This is a genomic window from Acinetobacter sp. V116_7 (assembly GCF_056735735.1).
This window is the reverse complement of the sequence record NZ_JBWZIF010000028.1, coordinates 843,480-862,000: the sequence shown is the minus strand read 5'-3', so window position 1 is coordinate 862,000 and position 18,521 is coordinate 843,480. Positions and strand designations below refer to the sequence as shown.

Sequence of the window (18,521 nt, the reverse complement as noted above, 5' to 3'; positions counted from 1 at the left end):
TTATGGCTAAGAGAGAAAGCGTACAAAAGAAGCTTCAGCGAATTCGACCTCCACGTGTTCAGCTTACATATGATGTCGAAATTGGTGATGCAAAAGAAGCGAAGGAACTACCATTTGTTGTTGGTGTGATGGGTGATTTTTCGGCAGCTTCTGAGCTTGAACGTACAAAATTAAAAGATAAAAAATTCATTAATGTTGATTTAGATAATATTGATGAAGTTATGGAATCATTGTCTCCAAGAGCTGCTTTTCAAGTAGATAATACGCTGACTGAAGAGGGTGGAAGAATTGCAGTTGATTTAACATTTAAGTCAATGGAAGATTTTCGCCCAGAAAATGTTGTTCAACAGGTTGACCCATTAAAGAAACTCGTTGAAGCACGTGAGCGTTTAACAGATCTAAGAAATAAGATTTCTAACAGTGAGCGTTTAGAAGACTTACTTGATGAAGTGCTTAAGAGTACTGATCAAATCCGTAAATTAAGTGCGGAGGCTGATCATGAATAATGCTCAATCGGCAGCAATGCCTCTTGTTGAAAATGAACAAGTTAATCTTTTAGATTCGATTGTTGAAGAAAGCCGGATTGCCCGAAATGAAGAAGAGCATTCGCGTGCAAAAAGCTTAATCGGTGAACTTGCCAAAGAAGTAATGGCAGGAACAATTACAGTTTCTGAAAATATGACCTTATCAATCGATAAGCGTATTGCGGAAATTGATGCACTGATTTCAAATCAATTAAGTCAGATCATGCACAATGAACAATTCCAAAAGATTGAGTCAACTTGGCGTGGTCTTTACTACTTCTGTCAAGAAACACCTTCTAATCCTCTCATTAAAATTCGTATGTTGAATACGACTAAAAAAGAGCTGGTCAAAGATTTTCAAGGTGCTACAGACTTTGATCAAAGTACTTTGTTCAAAAAAATCTATGAAGAAGAATATGGATCTTTTGGTGGTGCACCATATTCAGCACTGATTGGTGATTTTGAATTTGACCGTACGCCTTCTGATATGTATTTGCTTGAGCAAATCTCTCATGTTGCTGCAGCGGCTCATGCACCGTTTATTTCGGCGGCTAGTCCAAGCATTCTTGGTCTTGAATCATTTACAGATATTGATCGACCTAGAGATGTGTCGAAAATCTTTGAAACAGCTGAATATGTTCAATGGCGTTCATTCCGTGACAGTGAAGATGCTCGTTATGTCGCTTTAACCTTGCCGCATGTGCTTGGTCGTCTTCCTTATCATCCAAAGGAAGGAACAGCTACAGAAGGGTTTAACTTTGCTGAAGATGTTTCGGGTGCAAACCACAACGAATATTTGTGGATGAATGCTGCTTATGCTTTCGGTACTCGTTTAACAAATGCATTTGATATGCATGGTTGGTGTGCTGCAATTCGTGGTGTTGAAGGCGGTGGTTTAGTCGAAGGCTTACCTGTTCATACGTTTAAAACACAAGATGGTGAAGTGGTATTCAAGTGTCCAACAGAAATTGCGATTACTGATCGCCGCGAAAAAGAATTAAGCGATTTGGGCTTTATTCCTTTAGTGCATTGTAAAAATACCGATTACGCTGCTTTCTTTGGCGCGCAATCAACTCAAAAACCTAAAAAATATGACAATGATACAGCAAATGCTAACTCTGCTTTATCAAGTCAAATTCAGTACATCATGGCCGTTTCACGTATTGCTCATTATTTAAAAGCAATGATGAGAGATAAAGTGGGTAGCTTTGCTTCTGCTGGAAATGTTGAAGCATTCTTAAATGAGTGGTTGTCACAGTATGTATTACTTGATGATGGTGCTTCTCAAGAAGCGAAAGCTCAATACCCTCTTCGCGAAGCGTCTGTAAAAGTTGTAGAAGATCCTGCTCAACCAGGTCACTACAAATCTGTGGTTTTCTTGCGACCACACTTCCAGCTGGATGAGTTGTCAGTTTCTTTGCGACTTGTTACTGAGTTACCTCAGTCCTCAAATTAATAAAGGTCAGCGAAAGAATAACTTTAAATTACAAATAGGACATTTCTAAATGAAAGATATATACGTTGAGTTTCGCGGTAAATATAAAGTTGATGGCGAGTCTCGTGACTCTGAGCACAAAGGCTGGTTAGAAGTTAACTCTTGGTCTCACAACATTCGTCAACCTAAATCTGCTACTTCAAGTAGTGTTGGTGGCCATACTGCTGAACGTGTTGAACATTCAGATATGCTTTTTATTAAAGACCTAGATGCAACTAGCCCGAAATTATGGGAAGCATGTTCAGCTGGTTATACATTTGATGAAGTACAAATTGATTTTTATCGTGCAAATGGCGATAAACGTATCAAGTACTTACAAATTAAATTGAAGCATGTTCTAGTTTCTAGCGTAACTCCAACAGTTAACGAAGAAGGTGTGCCAACTGAAGCGTTTGGTTTGAAATACGCAGCTGTTGAGTGGACTTATAACCAACAAGATATTAACGGTACTGCTAAAGGTGCTGTTACTAAGAAATGGTCACTTTCTAATAATACTGCTTCTTACGCAGCATAATTATTTGAGTGAATATTTGGTGGAGGCTGACATAAAGTTAGCCTCTGCTGTCTTTAAGCATGCTTGTTGTGAACTCGAATGAATTTAGATCGGCTTTATCCATATGGATTTCGTTCAACTTTGTTTGATCGCTTAATTCCTGAAAGTGAAGATTATGCAAAGGGTCTTTCTATTCAGCAGTTAAGAGAATCGGTAGCAAAAGATTTAGAAGACTTACTAAATAGTCGAGTCGCTAAATTAGATCATGTCGTCGATGATTATCCGCTAGTAAAAAAATCTATACTTCAGTTCGGGATTATTGATTTTGTGGGGCTTTCTACAGCCAATCCGCTAGATCGAGACAAGATTTGCCAATCCATTGAACAATCAATAGCAGCTCATGAACCTAGATTAAGACAAATACGGGTAGAGATGTTGTTAGATGGACACAATATGGGGGCATTATGTTTAAGTATTCAGGCATATCTAAATATTCATCCACTGTATGAACCTGTCGTTTTTGATGCATTGCTAAAACCGACAACGCAGCAATATGTAATTTCAGCGAGAACCTAAGCGTAGTGGGTGTGTGGTGATAGAAGAGCTTTTACCGTTTTACGAAAAACAACTACAAGAATTTGGTCAGCAATCTCGTGAATTTTCACAAAAATATCCGAAAATTGCTCAGCGCTTATCTTTAAATCAAGAGCAGATTGATGACCCGCATATTGAGCGTCTTATACAGGCGTTTTCATTAATTGCTGCTCGTATTGATAAAAAGCTTGCTGATAGCTATGACGTATTTACGCGTTCTCTATTTGAGGTGATGTTCCCTCAATACTTACGTCACTTTCCTGCTTGTTCAGTGGTAAGTTTCGAAGATATAAATAAGATAAAGCAGCTCACAGAAGCGCATATTGTTCCTGCACACACCGTCTTGAAGTCACGTAGTTTTAAAGGGGTTCAGTGTGAGTTTAACACTACACAAGAAGTTAAATTACTCCCGATAAGTTTGCAAGCGCTTGAGTTTAAAAGCACACCTAGTGCACATATGCATTTAAGTCAAAATGCGACTTTAAATTTTAAATTCGAAATTTTTAACAATGCTCATCTATGTTTAAAAGATGAAAAATTGCCTATTTACTTAGATGCAATTTCTAATTTTCCACTTCAAGTGCTAGATAGCATTTTTAAAAAGGGGACAACTTTTGCTATTAAGGTAGGGCAGAAAGTTGTTGAGCTGAATAAAAATCCATTTGAATTAACTGGCTTTTCAGAGCAGGAAAGTCTATTACCTCTCGATCAGCATACTCACCATGCTTATCGTTTGCTGATGGAATATTTTTGTTTTCCTGAAAAATTTAATTATCTAAAACTCGATTTAAGTTTTTTAAAGCTTCTATCTTCAGAAGAGAGTGGTTTTGAGCTGCTTATACATTTTAAATTAAATTTAAATGATCAAGCCGTAGTCCGAAATTATTCTGAATTAAATATCGCTAATTTTAAATTATTTACTACACCAGTCATTAATTTATTTGAAAAATACGCTGAACCTCAAAAAATTGTACACAAGCAATTAGAATACCCACTGATTACAGATGCACATCGTCCTGAGTTTTATCAAGTTTATTCAATCACTGAAATGAACATGGTGCGTGAAAAAAACAGTCACGAAGAAAGCTATGTTCCTGTGCTGCCTTTTTTCGCGATGAGTCACTACCATGCAGATAAGGCTCGTTTTTTCTATTCAGTAAACTATCAAAAATTACAGCCCAATTTCGTCGAAATGGGATATTCAATTATTTCTAAAAATCTAAATCCTTCGTCAACACGTTCGGATTTTATTAGCACAAAATTATTATGCTCAAATCGTGACTTACCACATGAAGCATTGGGGCAGTCTAATAATATATTGAACCTCAATGATAGTAGTTTGGCTCGCCGTGCGATTGTTTTAAAAAGACCTACAAAACCATATCAATTTGGTCAAAGTCAGAGTGAGCAGTGGCGTGTTATTTCGCATCTTTCATTGAATAGTTTAGCTTTAATGAAAGGTGATGCGGTATCTCATATTAAAGAGTTACTTGCGTTATACAACTTACCATTATCAAAAGAAAATTATTTAATTATTGAATCAATTAAGCATCTTGAATTTTCACTTACTCACAAACTTGTAGATGGAAAACCATTTCCAATGTTTGTAAGGGGCGTGAAGGCCGAATTGCAAATTGATTCATCTGTATTTAGAGGGCATAGCCTATACATTTTTAGCCAATTGTTAAGTCGTGTTTTTAATTTAAAGGTTCAAATTAATAGTTTCGTTGATTTGGTTGTTAAGGATTATTCATCTCAGCAGGAGTTATACCAATGCAGTCAGAACGTTGGTGGCAAGACTCTTCTGTAACAGCTGAGCTCTTTACAAAGCCAAAGTCTTTTGAATTTATCCAAGCAACACGGCTATTAAGACACGATTCAAGTCGCACAGTTAGTACATCTTGGAGTGATCATTTTAAGTTTGAGACATCCTTTAATTTAAATTTTCCTGCTACAGAAATTGAAAATTTAGAATTAACGGACGAGCGGATTTATATCACAAATTTAATTGTTGGTCTTACGGGCATACAAGGTGCTTTACCTTATACATATACGAATAAGATTAAGCAGGCCCCGCGTCAGCAAAGAGCTGAAACTAAAGAGTTTCTGAGCTTATTTAATCATAAGCTTACTGCCCAATATGTAGAGTCCAGCATCACCTATAATTTGCCGATTCGATATGAGATTGAGCATAAAAATGATTATCTAGATATTCTGCATGCGTTGAATGGCTATGTACGGTCGCAACATCAGCAAACAGAGCTTGATGACTATTTTGCAGAGTTTTCTGGATTAATGCAGGGCCAGAATAATACAGTTCATGCCTTAAAAACGATGCTGTCGTGTATTTTTAAGCATGAAATTACGATCAAAGAGTTCATACAAGAGTCTTTTAAGTTGGCGAGTGACCAATTAACAACTTTAGGTGGAGCTCAACCGAGCCTACTTGGTGTTAATACATTTTGTGGCGAAACTATTCAGCAAATTGATGGGAAAATTGAAATTCAAATTGGACCATTAAAGCGTCAGCAATATCTCAGTTTCTTACCAAATCAAGAATTAAGTTTAAAACTAAAAAAAATTGTAGAAACTTGGTGTAGTCCAACTTTGTCAATAGATCTTCGACTCGTATTAGATGAGTCAGAAATACAACCTATTTGTCTCACTCACCATAATCAGAATGGTTTGGGGCAAGGTTCTTTTCTTATATCACGAGAACCGAAAGTACATAGTCATGAAACATGTTATAGCCTTATTGGAGAGCGAATATGATTAAAAAAATATTACTCTCGTTCATCGCTATTTTTGCATTAGTTAGTGGATTTATTATTTTCTACTGGCGTGATGTTCAATATAACCCTGATAAGGGTGATTTTTTCCTTTATTTCCTGCTATTACCAGCAATTATTACCTTGGTGATTTTATCGCCATGGTTAATTTATAGCGCTTATAAAAATTATAAAGAAAAGAAAGAACAAGCTATAAATCAAGATAAAGATGATACTAACCAAAAACAAACTGCAGTAACCGATGCACCACTCGAACAGCTAGATTTTAATATTTACTCTTCTTTTGCTGTGCATGCATTTGGTGAGAATGAAAGCATTATTGCAGAGCTACAAAACTTTAAAAGTCCAGAGCTGGATGATCAACTGTTAAATTCTTATGGATTGCCTCTTTTATCTTATCGTATTAAAGACTTTGATGAAGATAATCATGAGGAGAGCGAGTATGCATCTCCACGACAAGTTCGTATGATGTCATTAATAAAACAGCAATTAGAACAAAATATAGAAAACTTATATCTTCTTGCAGAGCATTTAAAACGTTCAACTTTATTTTATGAGTCGCAGCAAGCACGTGAATATCATATGCATCCGGCATGGGTTGATCCTGAGTCTGAATATGATGATGTTCAAATGCCGATAGTCGAAGTTTATCGTTTAAATCGCTTAAATCTACATATCCTTCTTTCAGAGGATTTATTACATATCTGGAATGATGAACAAAGTAATGAATTAATTTTAGAGTTTTTTGCTGAGATCGGCATTCCTGCTCAAAAGATCCATATTGAATATCATTTTTTTGGAGAGCAACTGGCTTACCAAGAGCTGATACACCTATTAAAGGGTATTCATAAAAGAGAACACGAGATGTTCTTTTTGCTCTTAGCCGATTCCGAAATTGATCAGGATCTAGTCGATGAAAAGTCTTGGATGATTAAGGATTATATTCCTGCTGAATTTGCAGCAAGCTGTTTACTTGCCGATCCTTTAGTAAAAATTCAAGAATTAGAACCTACAAAAAATCTGAAAGTTGTTGTGGGCCAACAAGATACGGCAAAACTTTTTACTAATTTTGAATTTCATGACTTACCTCAGCATGAAGGTGAGGATCCTTATGTACTGATACTGTCAGATCAGACGGATATAAAAGTTTCGAAGAAATTGCAGCAACACTTTCTTCAAACACCTGTAGAACCACATCACTATATTTATGTGAAATCTTCATTAGGGCATACCCAACATTTAGCTGATATTTATGGCTTTATGCTGAGTATGCATTTCCCTGAACATATCATTCCTTTTGTCTTTGGTGAAAATACGGTGTCAGCACATACATTTGTGCAAAGTGTCACTGAAAATTCAGAAGATGATGTGATGGTGTTGAATAACTAATTTAAACTTTGGACTTAGAACGAGAATAGAATGCATACAATTTTAGGCTACTTGTGGCAGTACATCACGAATCCTAAAGCAATTATCGCCTTGTCATTGTTCGTGGCATTGATGTCTTCATATACTTCAATTCCTCGTCATATATTCTGGGCTTTAGCAACTGCCTATGCTTTGGGTCTTATTGTTTATGGTATCTATTGGCTTATTCAACGAAGAAAGCATGCTGCTCAGGGTGAAGAGCTAGCTGAAGCAATTGAAAAAGACAACCAAGCTGAATATGGCAAAAATAAAGATAAAGAAGAGCTTCAGCTTGTTAGTCAACAAATGAAAGAATCAATTCAACTGATTCGTAAATCTAAGTTGGGTGATAAAAAAGGGAATGCTGCATTATATGAGCTTCCTTGGTATATGGTTATTGGTAACCCAGCCGCAGGTAAAAGTTCAGCTATTTATAATTCTGGTTTAAAGTTTCCTTTCGAAGAAACGCATCAAAAAATGGTATCTGCTGGTTTAAGCGGTACTCGAAATTGTGATTGGTTTTTCTCTACAGAAGGTATTTTGCTCGATACAGCGGGCCGTTATTCTGTTTATAGTGAAGACCATTCTGAGTGGTTAGGTTTCTTAAATATTTTAAAAAAGAACCGTTCTAAAGCTCCGGTTAATGGTTTGATTTTAATCGTTAGTATTGCTGAGCTAATTAGTCAAAGTCCTGAAAACTCGTTAAAGCTAGCTAAAAATTTACGTGCTCGTATTCAAGATCTAACCGAACGTCTAGAAGTCGTTGTGCCTGTTTATTTAGTCTTTTCAAAGATGGACTTGATTGCAGGTTTTACCGAGTTTTTTGAATTTTACGAAGCTCAAGAATATAACCAAGCTTGGGGAGCAACGCTTCCATATGAGCAGAGTTCTTCTCATAACGCGGTAGATTTGTTCGAAAAACATTACACCATTCTTTATGATGGTCTAAAAGGGGTAAGTTCGACTCATTTAAGTCGCCGTCATTCGCAAAATATCTCACCAAGTGTAATGACCTTCCCATTAGAATTTAAAACATTAAAACCCGCTTTAAAAAGCTTTATCGGTACACTTTTTGAAGATAATCCATATCAATTTCAACCTGTTTTCCGTGGGTTTTACTTCACAAGTGCTTTGCAGGAAGGTGTCATTGAAAGTCCAATGACTGAACAAATTGCACAAGAATTTCAGCTGACTCAAATTGCACAAAGTGATTTAAAAGATCATTCAAAAATTACGCCTAATCATGGTTATTTCTTAAATGGTCTATTTTCAGATGTTATTTTAAAAGATAAAGATCTTGTTAAGCAGCATGTAAATACGGGTAGAAAACGTCAACGCTACATTGCATTTATTGGTGCTTTAGCGGGCGTTTCAATTATTCTTGGTGTGTGGGTTTGGTCATACCGTAATAACCAACAATTAATTGGTGAAGTTCAAGCTGATTTAAATAAGGTTGTTCAATTAGAAAGAGCTTCAGGTCAGCAGCTGTCTACCCAATTAGAAGCTTTACTGATTCTTCAAAGACGTTTACAGCAGTTAGATGAGTTTGACGAAAATAGACCACTTAAGTTTAGTTTTGGTTTATATCAGGGCAATGAACTTCGTGAAAAGCTAAAAGCCGAATATTTAAAAGGTGTTAAGCAAATTGTATTGACACCGACACAGCAAAACATTGCTCAATATTTGCAACGCGTAAAAAATAATGAGGCGACATTAAAAGCGAATCACACGAATGTTGAAATCAAGCAAACTGCTCAGTCTCAACAATATTTAGAACCTTCAGATACCAATCCTCAAGATGCTTATAATGCATTAAAAGCGTATTTAATGATGAGTAATCCACAATACATGGATGCAAGTCATCTGAGTGATCAGGTTACGCGTTTCTGGCGTTCTTGGTTAGACGCAAATAAAGGCCAAATGCCACGCGCAGATATGATTCAGGAAGCTGAACAAATCTTGTCGTACGCAATGACTTTGGCAAATGATAAACAGTTCCCAATTTTAGAAGCTGACTCTCAAATTGTTGATCAAACCCGTCAAGTATTGCTCTCTATTGTTCGAGGAATGCCTGCACGTGATCGTGTTTATAACGAAATAAAAATGCGTGCTGCGGTACGTTTCCCTGCGTTGACTGTAAGTCAGATTGTGGGTGAGGCTAATAAAAATGTTGTATTAGGTAGTTATGCGTTACCGGGTGTGTTTACCCAAAAGGCATGGAATGACTATGTAGAAAAGGCGATTGAAGAAGCCGCAGATAAGCCAACAGATAGTAAAGATTGGGTGCTGAATAGCCGTCAATCTGATGATTTAACTTTCTCTGGTAGTCCAGAGCAAATTAGAAAGCAACTGACAGCACTCTATAAGCAAGAATACATTGCGGAATGGAGAAAATTCTTAAGTGGTATTCATTATGCTAAAGCTGGCCAATTTGCTCAGCAAGTAAAAAATATTGATGTTTTAGGTGAGCCACAGAACTCTCCAATTAGAACATTAATTGAAAGAGTGGCAATTGAAACAAACTGGGATAATCCAGTTGTACAAGCTGAATTGGCAGCTCCACAAAAAGGATTTGTTGCATGGTTTAAACGGAAGGTTTTAAATCATGATGATAAGACTGCCAATCAAGTGGCAACTAATGCTCAGGGCGCTATTTCTCAAGAATACCAAATGTTCTATCAGTTGGTTCGCAAACGTGATGATCAGCAAGGTAAATCATTGCTTGATGAATATATGACAAATTTAGCCCTTGTTCGTAGCAAGTTTAATGAGCTTAAGAATGCAGGGGAAGTTGGGCCTAATGCGATGACATTAGTCAAGCAAACCCTGAATGAGCAAACTTCTGTATTTAATCAGACGCAAAAAATTGTAGATGAAAAAATGGCGGTTGGTTTCAATGAAATTGATCAGCGATTACTACAAAAATTAGTAGTTAGCCCACTTACACAGGCTTTCGAGAGTTTAATTACGCCTACCCAAGACGAAATTAATAAATTATGGGTCATGCAGGCGTATCAGCCATTTACAGCAAATCTTGCTAAGAAATATCCATTTAATTCATCAGCTTCTTTGCAGGCGACAAGTAGTGAAATTGGACAAATCTTAGGTGAAAACGGCAGCATTTCTCGTTTTGTAAAAGAAAATCTTGATCCATTTGTGATTCGTCGTGGTTATACATTAACGTCTAAGACATGGAAGGATTTAGGAATTAGTTTAAATCCTCAATTCGTCATGAATTTCCAAAGATACGTTACGCCATCTAATGGTATGGCAACAGGTGAGTTGAATAGTCAAGCTCCTGCTGCGCCTGCAACTAATCAATCTAACTTCCAGTTCTACCCAATTCCAAATCCACAATTGCTTTCATATACCGTGGATATTGATGGTCAGCGCATGACTTATGAGAACGGCGTGCAACAGTGGGTGAACTTCATTTGGCCAAATCAAGGCAGTATTCCAGGTGCTCGTATTACCGCTGTAGATTTACAAGGTCAAACGCATACGATTTTTGATGAGCCAGGTGAATATGGTATTAACCGCTTAATTGATAGTGCTCAGCGTAAAGAACAAAATGGCGGATTTGAAATGCTTTGGCGTAGTAAAACCGACCCATCATTAGTTGTAAAAATGAATTTCCGTCTGATCAGCAGTAATTCAGGCAGTATTGGTTCAAGCCGTGGTTATGCAGGTATGCAACTAGTGGATAAAGTCACTGCGGATAAAGCTGCTCGTGTGGTGTCTGCTCAGCAGGCGCCAGCTCAAGCAGCTGCTCCAGCAAAAACAGAAAATCCTGTTTCAGCACTTGCTCAGCCTTCTGCGGGAGTTAAACCATGACATGGAAAATAACCTCTATGCCAAAGGAGGAGCAATAATGCAAACGTTAAAAACAACTCCTTTGTATTACGGCAAAAGTCCTGCACGAGGCGACTTTTTAAAAACAAAAGGTCAGAATGCTTTAATACAGTTGCTTGATCAGTGGATTACTGAAGCATTGGAATACGCAATGCAATCGGGCAGCTTTAAAGAAGCTTATAACACGTTGCCTTCACTGGATTTCTTTATTGCGAATCCGAAAGAAAATATGTTTTTAGCGGCGAACCTTCTCGCAAGTGAAGATAGTTCGGGTCGATCTTTTCCAATGGTACTCAGCCATTTATTAGAAATTGATTTACCGTATGATAATTTGCTATATGCGCCATATAGCTATAAACATGTACTTGTTGATTTATTTCAAAACAATCGTACTTTAAAAGGAATTAAAGATTCAGATCTATTACTTGGAAAATTAGGTCACTTACAAAATCAAATTCAGGTTTTAACTGAACGCGAGTGTGTAGGTTTCTATGAAAATCATACGATGCATTCATTTGCTCAATTAATGAAACTCAGTATTTATGAGTTAGCGCAAAGTATGATTGGGCTAGGATTATTACTTCAGCCAATTTTACAAAATGGAACTAGTCGCTTAAATAAAGTTTTAATTTTGCCTATTAATAATCCTGCTTACAGTTATGAAATAGCAGCCTTTTGGGTCAGTATTATTTGTCGCTTTTTAAAGGAACATAATACTGAGGTGTTGATAGGTTTGTTACATCGAGAGCAACCCGTATTGTTCTTCGGTTTTCAAGGGGCTGATATTTTAGCCCTGAGCGATATTTTTACTCAGAATATGGATAGTAAACATTGGGTTTCTTTAATAGAAGCTCAGTGGATTGATACTTATTTGGAGCAAAATGCTGGTTTAGCTACGCTAGAACAATCATTATGCCAACGCCAATTAAGTTTAAATCAAGGCTTAAAACTATTTAGACAGACTTTTTTGGGTGAATAATAATGAATCAACGAAATCAAACTAAACTTACACAGCTCATAAAAGGCTGTTTTATCTATGCAATAGCTAATTATGCTTTGGCTCAGCCTATTGTTGTAGAAGGTGTGGTTCCTAACGAGGCGAGTAAACAGGCTATCTTATTAAAAATGCAATCTGTTTATGGTGCTGATCAGGTTGTAGATAAAATACAAGTGAGACCTGTCGCTGCTCCAAATGGATGGAGTGATTCAGTTACACGAGTTATTACACCTGACTTAAAAAAAGTTTCACAGGGTAAATTAAGCGTAAATGGTACTCGATTTGAGCTAAGTGGAAAAATGCTGAATCCAGCAGATATTCAACCTACCATTCAATCTTTTCAAGGGTTAGTACAGCCACCATATCAACTGTATTCACAGTTATCAGTCAATCAAGCTGAGCAGAAAATCATTGATGACGCACTTAAAAATCGAATTATTGAGTTTGAATCTGGTAGTGCGGTTTTAACTGATGCGGGTCAAAAAATTTTAGACGAAATGGCTGTTGCCTTGAATAAAGTAGGCGGTAAAAAAGTCAAAATCGTAGGACATACAGATAGTTCAGGTGATGCGACTAAAAACTTGAAACTTAGCCAAGATCGTGCGTTAGCAGTAAAAAACTATTTGATTAGTAAAAGTATTCCTGCCGACCATTTATCTGCGGAAGGTTTAGGTTCATCTAAGCCTGTTGCAGATAATACTTCTCCAGAAGGCAGAAAGAAAAACCGTCGAATTGAGTTTACTGTTCTATAAATATAAGGAGAAGAACATGGCTAGCCCTTACATTACGATTGGATGCCCAACAACTGGTGGAGGGCAAGTCATTTCAGGAAACAGTACATTTTTAATTGATGGAATTGCAATTGCCTGTGTAGGAGACAAGGCGACTTGCCCGTTACACAAAATAGTTGCAACGATTGTATCGGGAGATCCGAATATGCTTGTCATGGGTAAATCAGCAGCGCGTGTAAATGATTCATTATCATGCGGCTGTAAATTATTGCCAAAACAGAGTTTAGTTAATCAAGGATAAGGGCAGAGATATTTTTATATAGATATAAATATCTACCAAAACATATTAACGCTTGAAATGATGAGTAGTTTGTCTGATAAAGCTGAATTTTGTTAATATACAGGCATTATGATTTTAAGCATTAAATTATTTAAAAATATTGAGAGTAATGATGAGTAATTTAAAAATTTTAATTACAAAACTTTCTACAGTTGCGCGAACTGCTTTAGAAAAATCGGCTAATGCTTGTGTTATTCAACAAAATTATGAAATTGAAATTGAGCATTTATTCTTAGAGTTACTTAATCAATCTTTAGAGAATGATTTAAAGATTTTATTAAAGAAATATAAAATTTCATCTGAAGCTTTGGCTGATGATTTAAAAGAAACAATTTCTCAATTACCGAAAGGTAATTCAAGAACTCCTATTTTTGCTAAATCTATTGTTCGTTTGTTTGAACAAGCATGGTTATTGGCTTCGGCTGAGCAAAATCCAGTTATTCGCAGTGGTCATTTATTAGTTGCGTTATTAACTGCACCTGATTTATATCAAATTGCGACTCGTGCTTCGAGTTTATTTGATCTTTTACCAATTGATTCAATGAAACATAAGTTTCTTGAAATTTGTGAGAAGAGTGTTGAACAACAAGATGAAACAAAAACACCTTCTGGTGAAGCTGAAGCAACAGAAACGGTTGTAGCAAATGCCAAAACTGCTAAAACACCTGCACTTGATCAATATACGATTAATCTCACTGAAAAAGCGAAAAAAGGCGGTATAGATCCAGTTATAGGGCGTGAATATGAAATTCGCCTAATGCTCGATATTTTAATGCGTAGACGCCAAAACAACCCAATCTTAACTGGAGAGCCAGGTGTTGGTAAAACAGCTGTGGTCGAAGGTTTAGCTTTAAAAATTGCTCAAGGTTTAGTGCCTAATGCCCTAAAAAACGTGCATTTACATGTATTGGATATGGGGCTTTTACAGGCTGGAGCAAGTGTTAAAGGCGAGTTTGAAAATCGTCTGAAACAAGTGATTCAAGAAGTTCAAGCCTCGGTTCATCCTATTATCTTATTTATTGATGAAGCGCATACTTTAATTGGTGCAGGCGGACAAGCAGGACAAAATGATGCTGCAAATCTTTTAAAACCAGCACTTGCGCGTGGTGAGTTGCGTACCATTGCTGCGACAACTTGGGCAGAATACAAACAATATTTTGAAAAAGATGCTGCATTAAGCCGACGTTTTCAGGTGGTAAAAGTAGAAGAGCCAACCGAAGAAGTTGCGGTAGATATGTTGCGCGCGATGATTCCTGTCATGCAGCAGCATTTTAAATTACAAATTGATGATGAGGCGATTGTTACAGCGGTTCACTCTTCACATCGATATATTAGTGGTCGTCAACTTCCGGATAAAGCAGTTAGTGTTCTTGATACGGCAGCAGCACGTGTTGCGTTGACCCAAAATGCCCAACCTGTAAAGCTTGATCAGTTAAAGGCTCAAGAGCATAACTTAAAGCTTGAACAGCAAATTTTAGAAAATGAACATCGTCAGATTCCAATTCATCATGAACGATTAGAAACTTTAAAAGCTAATTTAGAATCTTTGCAAAAAGAGATTCATGAAACTGAAGAGCAGTGGAAAAAAGAATTAGAACTTGTTCATAAAATTCAGGAATTAGAAGCACAGAATCATTCTAATGAATCTGAAGCTTATGATCAGATTAATTTACTGCGTAAAGATCTTGCTGAAATTCAAGGCCAGCAACCATTAGTATTTGAAAGAGTAAATTCTCAAATTATTAATGAAATTATTTCTGATTGGACCGGAATTCCTGTTGGAAAAATGGTTAATGATGAAATTAAACAAATATTGACGCTTGAAGATAAATTGGGCGAGCGTGTAATGGGGCAAGATTATGCGCTTACACAATTAGTTCAAGGCATTAAAACTTCAAAAGCAAGACTTGAAGATCCGAATAAGCCACAAGGTGTATTTCTTTTGGTCGGGCCAAGTGGTGTTGGTAAAACTGAAACGGCATTAACGTTGGCAAATGAATTATATGGTGGCGAGCAGCATTTAATCACCATTAATATGTCTGAATATCAAGAAGCACATACTGTATCTTCGCTTAAAGGGGCACCTCCTGGATATGTGGGATATGGTCAAGGTGGTGTTTTAACAGAAGCTGTTCGCCGCAACCCTTACAGTGTTGTGTTGCTTGATGAAATTGAAAAAGCACATAGTGATGTTCAGGAACTGTTCTATCAAGTATTTGATAAAGGTACTTTAGAAGATGGCGAAGGACGAGTAATTGACTTTAAAAACACCACTATTTTGTTGACTTCTAATGCTGGCTCAAGCGCGATCATGCAAGCTTGCTTAAATACCCCAGTCGAAGACTGGCCTACAGCTGAAGAGTTGATTGACCATTTAAAACCAAGTTTATATAAGCAATTTAAGCCTGCATTTTTAGGTCGGATGAGAGTTGTGCCATATTTCCCATTGCATGACGATCTACTTGTACGAATTATTAAACATAAGTTAGGCAAGATCACAGCAAGAATTGAAAAACAATACGGTACACAAGTCCAGTATTCTGAAGATTTGGTAGAGCTACTTTTAAGTCGCTGTACAGAAGTCGATAGTGGTGCGCGTAATGTTGATAATATTTTAAATTCTACGGTGTTACCTGCATTGGCTACAGAAATTTTAGTGGCTTTAGCAGAGCAAAAGTTGCCAAAAATTATCATGATTGATGCTAAAGATGACGAAATTCAATATTTACTAGATCCGGTTGCAAAAGCTGCTAAAAAAAGGACCAGTAAAAAGTTGAAGTCAGAAGTTTAAAATTGAATAGAGCTAAAATTAGATGAATATTGATATTTCTGAACTCCTTGAACCCATTAGTGATAGCTTACCTTGTGGTGATGACTTTTCATTTTCTAATGAATTTCATGAAATCAAAAAGGCGAAAACACAAGATGATCTATTGCTAGATCAAGGCGATTGGGTTGCTGAGCGAAAACAAGCCGACTGGGATTTTGTATCAAATAAAACGAGTGTTTTGCTAAAAGAGAATACTAAAGATATTCGTCTATTAACTTGGCTCATAGAGGCTTGGACTCATCTTTACGGTTTTGAAGGTATGGCGAAAGGCTTAACTTTAAGCCATACCATGCTTAATCAATACTGGCAGGAAATTCATCCTGTTATTGAAGATGATGACTTAGATCAACGCATTGGTTTATTACAGGGTTTAATTAATCAGTTGCCTGGCTTGTTGAAGAAAGTCTCTTTAACCAATACAGTGCCTTATTACAATTTGCTTGATTATGATAATTTTCTATATCACGAGAACATTCGTCGTAAGCAAACTGAAGAGTACGATAGTCAGTCGGGACCATCGGAGTTAGAGCAGTTCGATCAAGCTATTTTTAATACGTCTAAAACTTTTCAATATTCTAATTATCAAGATTTTAGCTCAGTCTTAACCGAGTGGGATGTTTTAAAGCAAACCCTTGACCATTTAATGGGACTCGACTCACCAAGTTTTGGTGCAATTGATTCAGCATTTGAAACCATTCACAGCACATTACGCAAGATTTATAAAGCAGAAGCTTTTGGTACTGGACTTACGCCAGTCCAAGAGCAGGCGACTGTCATCACGAGTTCATCTATGGAAAATCAAGTGCCTGTACAAGTTGTTTCAGAACAGCCTGCTTTTCAGCCTCAAGCTCAAACACATTTGGCGAATCGTGAGCAAGCAATGAAAGTGCTGCAAGAAATTGCGGATTACTTTCAGGCAAATGAGCCTCATAGTCCTGTGAGTTATATGCTTCAAAAAACCATTAAATGGAGTCAAATGCCGTTACATGAATGGCTAGCGCAAGTCATTAAAGATGAGCATCCATTACAAATGGTTCAGGAAATGTTAGGTGTGCAGCCTAAAAATGAATACGAATAAAGATTGGTAAAGACATATGTTTAAAGCTGAAAAAGTCCTGTGGGGCGAAGGTTTATTTTTAAGACCTCAACATTTCCAAATTCAAGATACCTACCATGAACAACGCTTGAATCATACGGTTCGTGCGGTCGTACCTTTTTCATATGGTATTCAGAAATTAAGTTTCGATGAGGCTCAATTGAGCACACATATTCTTGCTCTTGAGTCTGTAGAGATGATCTGGCAAGACGGTGAAATTTATCAGGCACCTGCATATGATTTATTGCCTGAGCCAATTTTATTGGATGATCTTAATTTACGTGGTGAGATGCTAATTTATTTAGCATTGCCACTCTTACAAGCAAATAAGCAAAATCTAATTGATCAAAACCAAGCACAAAAGGGCAGATATCAATCACATCTTGTCGAAACGCATGATCTATTTACGAATGCTACTGAAGCAGATATCAGTTTGCTACGCCGCCGTGCTGTTTTTAAATTATTAGATGTACATAGTAATCCAGACCACAATCTAGATGGTTTCTTATATCTACCTATTGGAAAGATTAAACGTCAAAGTTCGGGTGCTTTTGAAATTGATCGAAAGTTTATTCCACCAATTTTGCATGTGGATGCATCTGAAACACTTATTTCAAATTTAAAAAGAACACTGAACGTTATTAAAGCAAAAATTAAGACGATTCAAACCAATAACCGAGAAAATGAACAGAAATTAATTGAATTCCGTTCAGGTGATATCGTTTCGTTCTGGTTGGTAAATGCCTTAAATACAGCTCATGCTGGTCTAAATCATTTTGTGCAATATCCTCAAATTCATCCAGAGCGTTTGTTCTTCGAATTATTGCGTTTAGCAGGTTCATTATTAACATTCTCGACGGCATATGATGTCGATCAGTTGCCTGCCTATAAACACCATAACTTACAAGAAAGTTTTTCGCAGTTAGACACGATTCTACGTGATTTGCTCGATACGATTATTTCGAGTCGATACATCAGTATTGCGCTTAAAGAGATCCGACCTTCATATTGGGTGGGAAGTCTTGAGACCGATAAGATTACTCGAGATACTCGACTTTATATTGCTGTATCAAGTAGCGCAATGCAGACACATGAGTTAATCCAGATTGTGCCTTTACGGTTCAAGATCGGTAGCACTTTAGATGTAGAACAACGTGTAGTTGCTGCATTGCCTGCGATTCCATTGCATCACTTAATTCAAGTTCCAACTGCAATACCAGTACGTTCTGGTGTGAGTTATTTCGAGATTGAACCACATCATGAGCTTTATCAGCGCATGTTAGATTCAGAAACGATTTGTATTTATGTTCCGGCTGGTTTCCAAGATATCAGTATTGAACTGATTGCGGTCATGAACGCTTAAGGATAAAGGA

The 18,521-nt window shown here is 36.9% G+C and carries 14 protein-coding genes; all 14 read left to right on the top strand.

The features are described 5' to 3' along the window. Positions 1 to 2: 2 nt before the first annotated feature. The 14 genes from tssB to tssK all read left to right on the top strand — a co-directional run bounded on the left by tssB (position 3) and on the right by tssK (position 18,511). Complete coding sequence (gene tssB, locus AC1PJP_RS18020) at positions 3 to 506, top strand: type VI secretion system contractile sheath small subunit (protein ID WP_003651049.1); 504 nt, start codon at positions 3 to 5, stop codon at positions 504 to 506. Then, positions 499 to 1,980 carry a type VI secretion system contractile sheath large subunit gene (gene tssC, locus AC1PJP_RS18015; protein ID WP_013198291.1) on the top strand — a complete coding sequence of 494 codons (1,482 nt, stop codon included), beginning with the start codon at positions 499 to 501 and terminating at the stop codon, positions 1,978 to 1,980. Before tssB ends, tssC begins: the two co-directional genes overlap by 8 nt. A gap of 49 nt (positions 1,981 to 2,029) precedes the next feature. Then, positions 2,030 to 2,533, top strand: a complete 504-nt coding sequence (locus AC1PJP_RS18010) for an Hcp family type VI secretion system effector (RefSeq protein WP_003651052.1) — start codon at positions 2,030 to 2,032, stop codon at positions 2,531 to 2,533. Between the two features lie 78 nt (positions 2,534 to 2,611). Next, the gene (gene tssE / locus AC1PJP_RS18005; RefSeq protein WP_002048404.1) at positions 2,612 to 3,088 is read left to right on the top strand and encodes a type VI secretion system baseplate subunit TssE; all 477 of its coding nucleotides are present in this window, start codon (positions 2,612 to 2,614) and stop codon (positions 3,086 to 3,088) included. A gap of 16 nt (positions 3,089 to 3,104) precedes the next feature. Continuing rightward, positions 3,105 to 4,916, top strand: coding sequence for a type VI secretion system baseplate subunit TssF (gene tssF / locus AC1PJP_RS18000; protein WP_479767954.1), 1,812 nt, complete (start codon positions 3,105 to 3,107; stop codon positions 4,914 to 4,916). Further along, positions 4,880 to 5,878, top strand: a complete 999-nt coding sequence (tssG, locus tag AC1PJP_RS17995; RefSeq protein ID WP_192836723.1) for a type VI secretion system baseplate subunit TssG — start codon at positions 4,880 to 4,882, stop codon at positions 5,876 to 5,878. Before tssF ends, tssG begins: the two co-directional genes overlap by 37 nt. Then, positions 5,875 to 7,284: a hypothetical protein gene (locus AC1PJP_RS17990; RefSeq protein WP_192836724.1), complete on the top strand. Its 1,410-nt coding sequence runs from the start codon at positions 5,875 to 5,877 to the stop codon at positions 7,282 to 7,284. Before tssG ends, AC1PJP_RS17990 begins: the two co-directional genes overlap by 4 nt. A gap of 30 nt (positions 7,285 to 7,314) precedes the next feature. After that, positions 7,315 to 11,136 carry a type VI secretion system membrane subunit TssM gene (tssM, locus tag AC1PJP_RS17985; protein WP_192836725.1) on the top strand — a complete coding sequence of 1,274 codons (3,822 nt, stop codon included), beginning with the start codon at positions 7,315 to 7,317 and terminating at the stop codon, positions 11,134 to 11,136. A gap of 37 nt (positions 11,137 to 11,173) precedes the next feature. Next, the gene (gene tagF / locus AC1PJP_RS17980; RefSeq protein ID WP_004793188.1) at positions 11,174 to 12,133 is read left to right on the top strand and encodes a type VI secretion system-associated protein TagF; all 960 of its coding nucleotides are present in this window, start codon (positions 11,174 to 11,176) and stop codon (positions 12,131 to 12,133) included. A 2-nt stretch (positions 12,134 to 12,135) separates the two neighbouring features. Then, positions 12,136 to 12,903, top strand: coding sequence for an OmpA family protein (locus AC1PJP_RS17975; RefSeq protein ID WP_005304028.1), 768 nt, complete (start codon positions 12,136 to 12,138; stop codon positions 12,901 to 12,903). A 16-nt stretch (positions 12,904 to 12,919) separates the two neighbouring features. Continuing rightward, a complete protein-coding gene (locus tag AC1PJP_RS17970; protein WP_005304032.1) occupies positions 12,920 to 13,183 on the top strand; it encodes a PAAR domain-containing protein in 264 nt (87 codons plus the stop codon). Positions 13,184 to 13,331: 148 nt separating this feature from the next. Then, complete coding sequence (tssH, locus tag AC1PJP_RS17965; protein ID WP_174744339.1) at positions 13,332 to 16,013, top strand: type VI secretion system ATPase TssH; 2,682 nt, start codon at positions 13,332 to 13,334, stop codon at positions 16,011 to 16,013. A 22-nt stretch (positions 16,014 to 16,035) separates the two neighbouring features. Next, entirely contained in the window at positions 16,036 to 17,130 is a 1,095-nt protein-coding gene (tssA, locus tag AC1PJP_RS17960) for a type VI secretion system protein TssA (protein ID WP_174740058.1), read from the top strand. A 16-nt stretch (positions 17,131 to 17,146) separates the two neighbouring features. After that, positions 17,147 to 18,511, top strand: coding sequence for a type VI secretion system baseplate subunit TssK (tssK, locus tag AC1PJP_RS17955; protein ID WP_005304041.1), 1,365 nt, complete (start codon positions 17,147 to 17,149; stop codon positions 18,509 to 18,511). Positions 18,512 to 18,521: the final 10 nt, after the last annotated feature.

Bases quoted from the DNA above. Each gene is read 5' to 3' on its own strand.
- AC1PJP_RS17970 (WP_005304032.1), top strand. From the start codon at position 12,920: ATGGCTAGCCCTTACATTACGATTGGATGCCCAACAACTGGTGGAGGG.
- tssK (WP_005304041.1), top strand. From the start codon at position 17,147: ATGTTTAAAGCTGAAAAAGTCCTGTGGGGCGAAGGTTTATTTTTAAGA.
- tssH (WP_174744339.1), top strand. From the start codon at position 13,332: ATGATGAGTAATTTAAAAATTTTAATTACAAAACTTTCTACAGTTGCG.
- AC1PJP_RS18010 (WP_003651052.1), top strand. From the start codon at position 2,030: ATGAAAGATATATACGTTGAGTTTCGCGGTAAATATAAAGTTGATGGC.
- tagF (WP_004793188.1), top strand. From the start codon at position 11,174: ATGCAAACGTTAAAAACAACTCCTTTGTATTACGGCAAAAGTCCTGCA.
- tssA (WP_174740058.1), top strand. From the start codon at position 16,036: ATGAATATTGATATTTCTGAACTCCTTGAACCCATTAGTGATAGCTTA.
- tssG (WP_192836723.1), top strand. From the start codon at position 4,880: ATGCAGTCAGAACGTTGGTGGCAAGACTCTTCTGTAACAGCTGAGCTC.
- tssM (WP_192836725.1), top strand. From the start codon at position 7,315: ATGCATACAATTTTAGGCTACTTGTGGCAGTACATCACGAATCCTAAA.
- tssE (WP_002048404.1), top strand. From the start codon at position 2,612: ATGAATTTAGATCGGCTTTATCCATATGGATTTCGTTCAACTTTGTTT.
- tssB (WP_003651049.1), top strand. From the start codon at position 3: ATGGCTAAGAGAGAAAGCGTACAAAAGAAGCTTCAGCGAATTCGACCT.
- AC1PJP_RS17975 (WP_005304028.1), top strand. From the start codon at position 12,136: ATGAATCAACGAAATCAAACTAAACTTACACAGCTCATAAAAGGCTGT.
- tssC (WP_013198291.1), top strand. From the start codon at position 499: ATGAATAATGCTCAATCGGCAGCAATGCCTCTTGTTGAAAATGAACAA.
- AC1PJP_RS17990 (WP_192836724.1), top strand. From the start codon at position 5,875: ATGATTAAAAAAATATTACTCTCGTTCATCGCTATTTTTGCATTAGTT.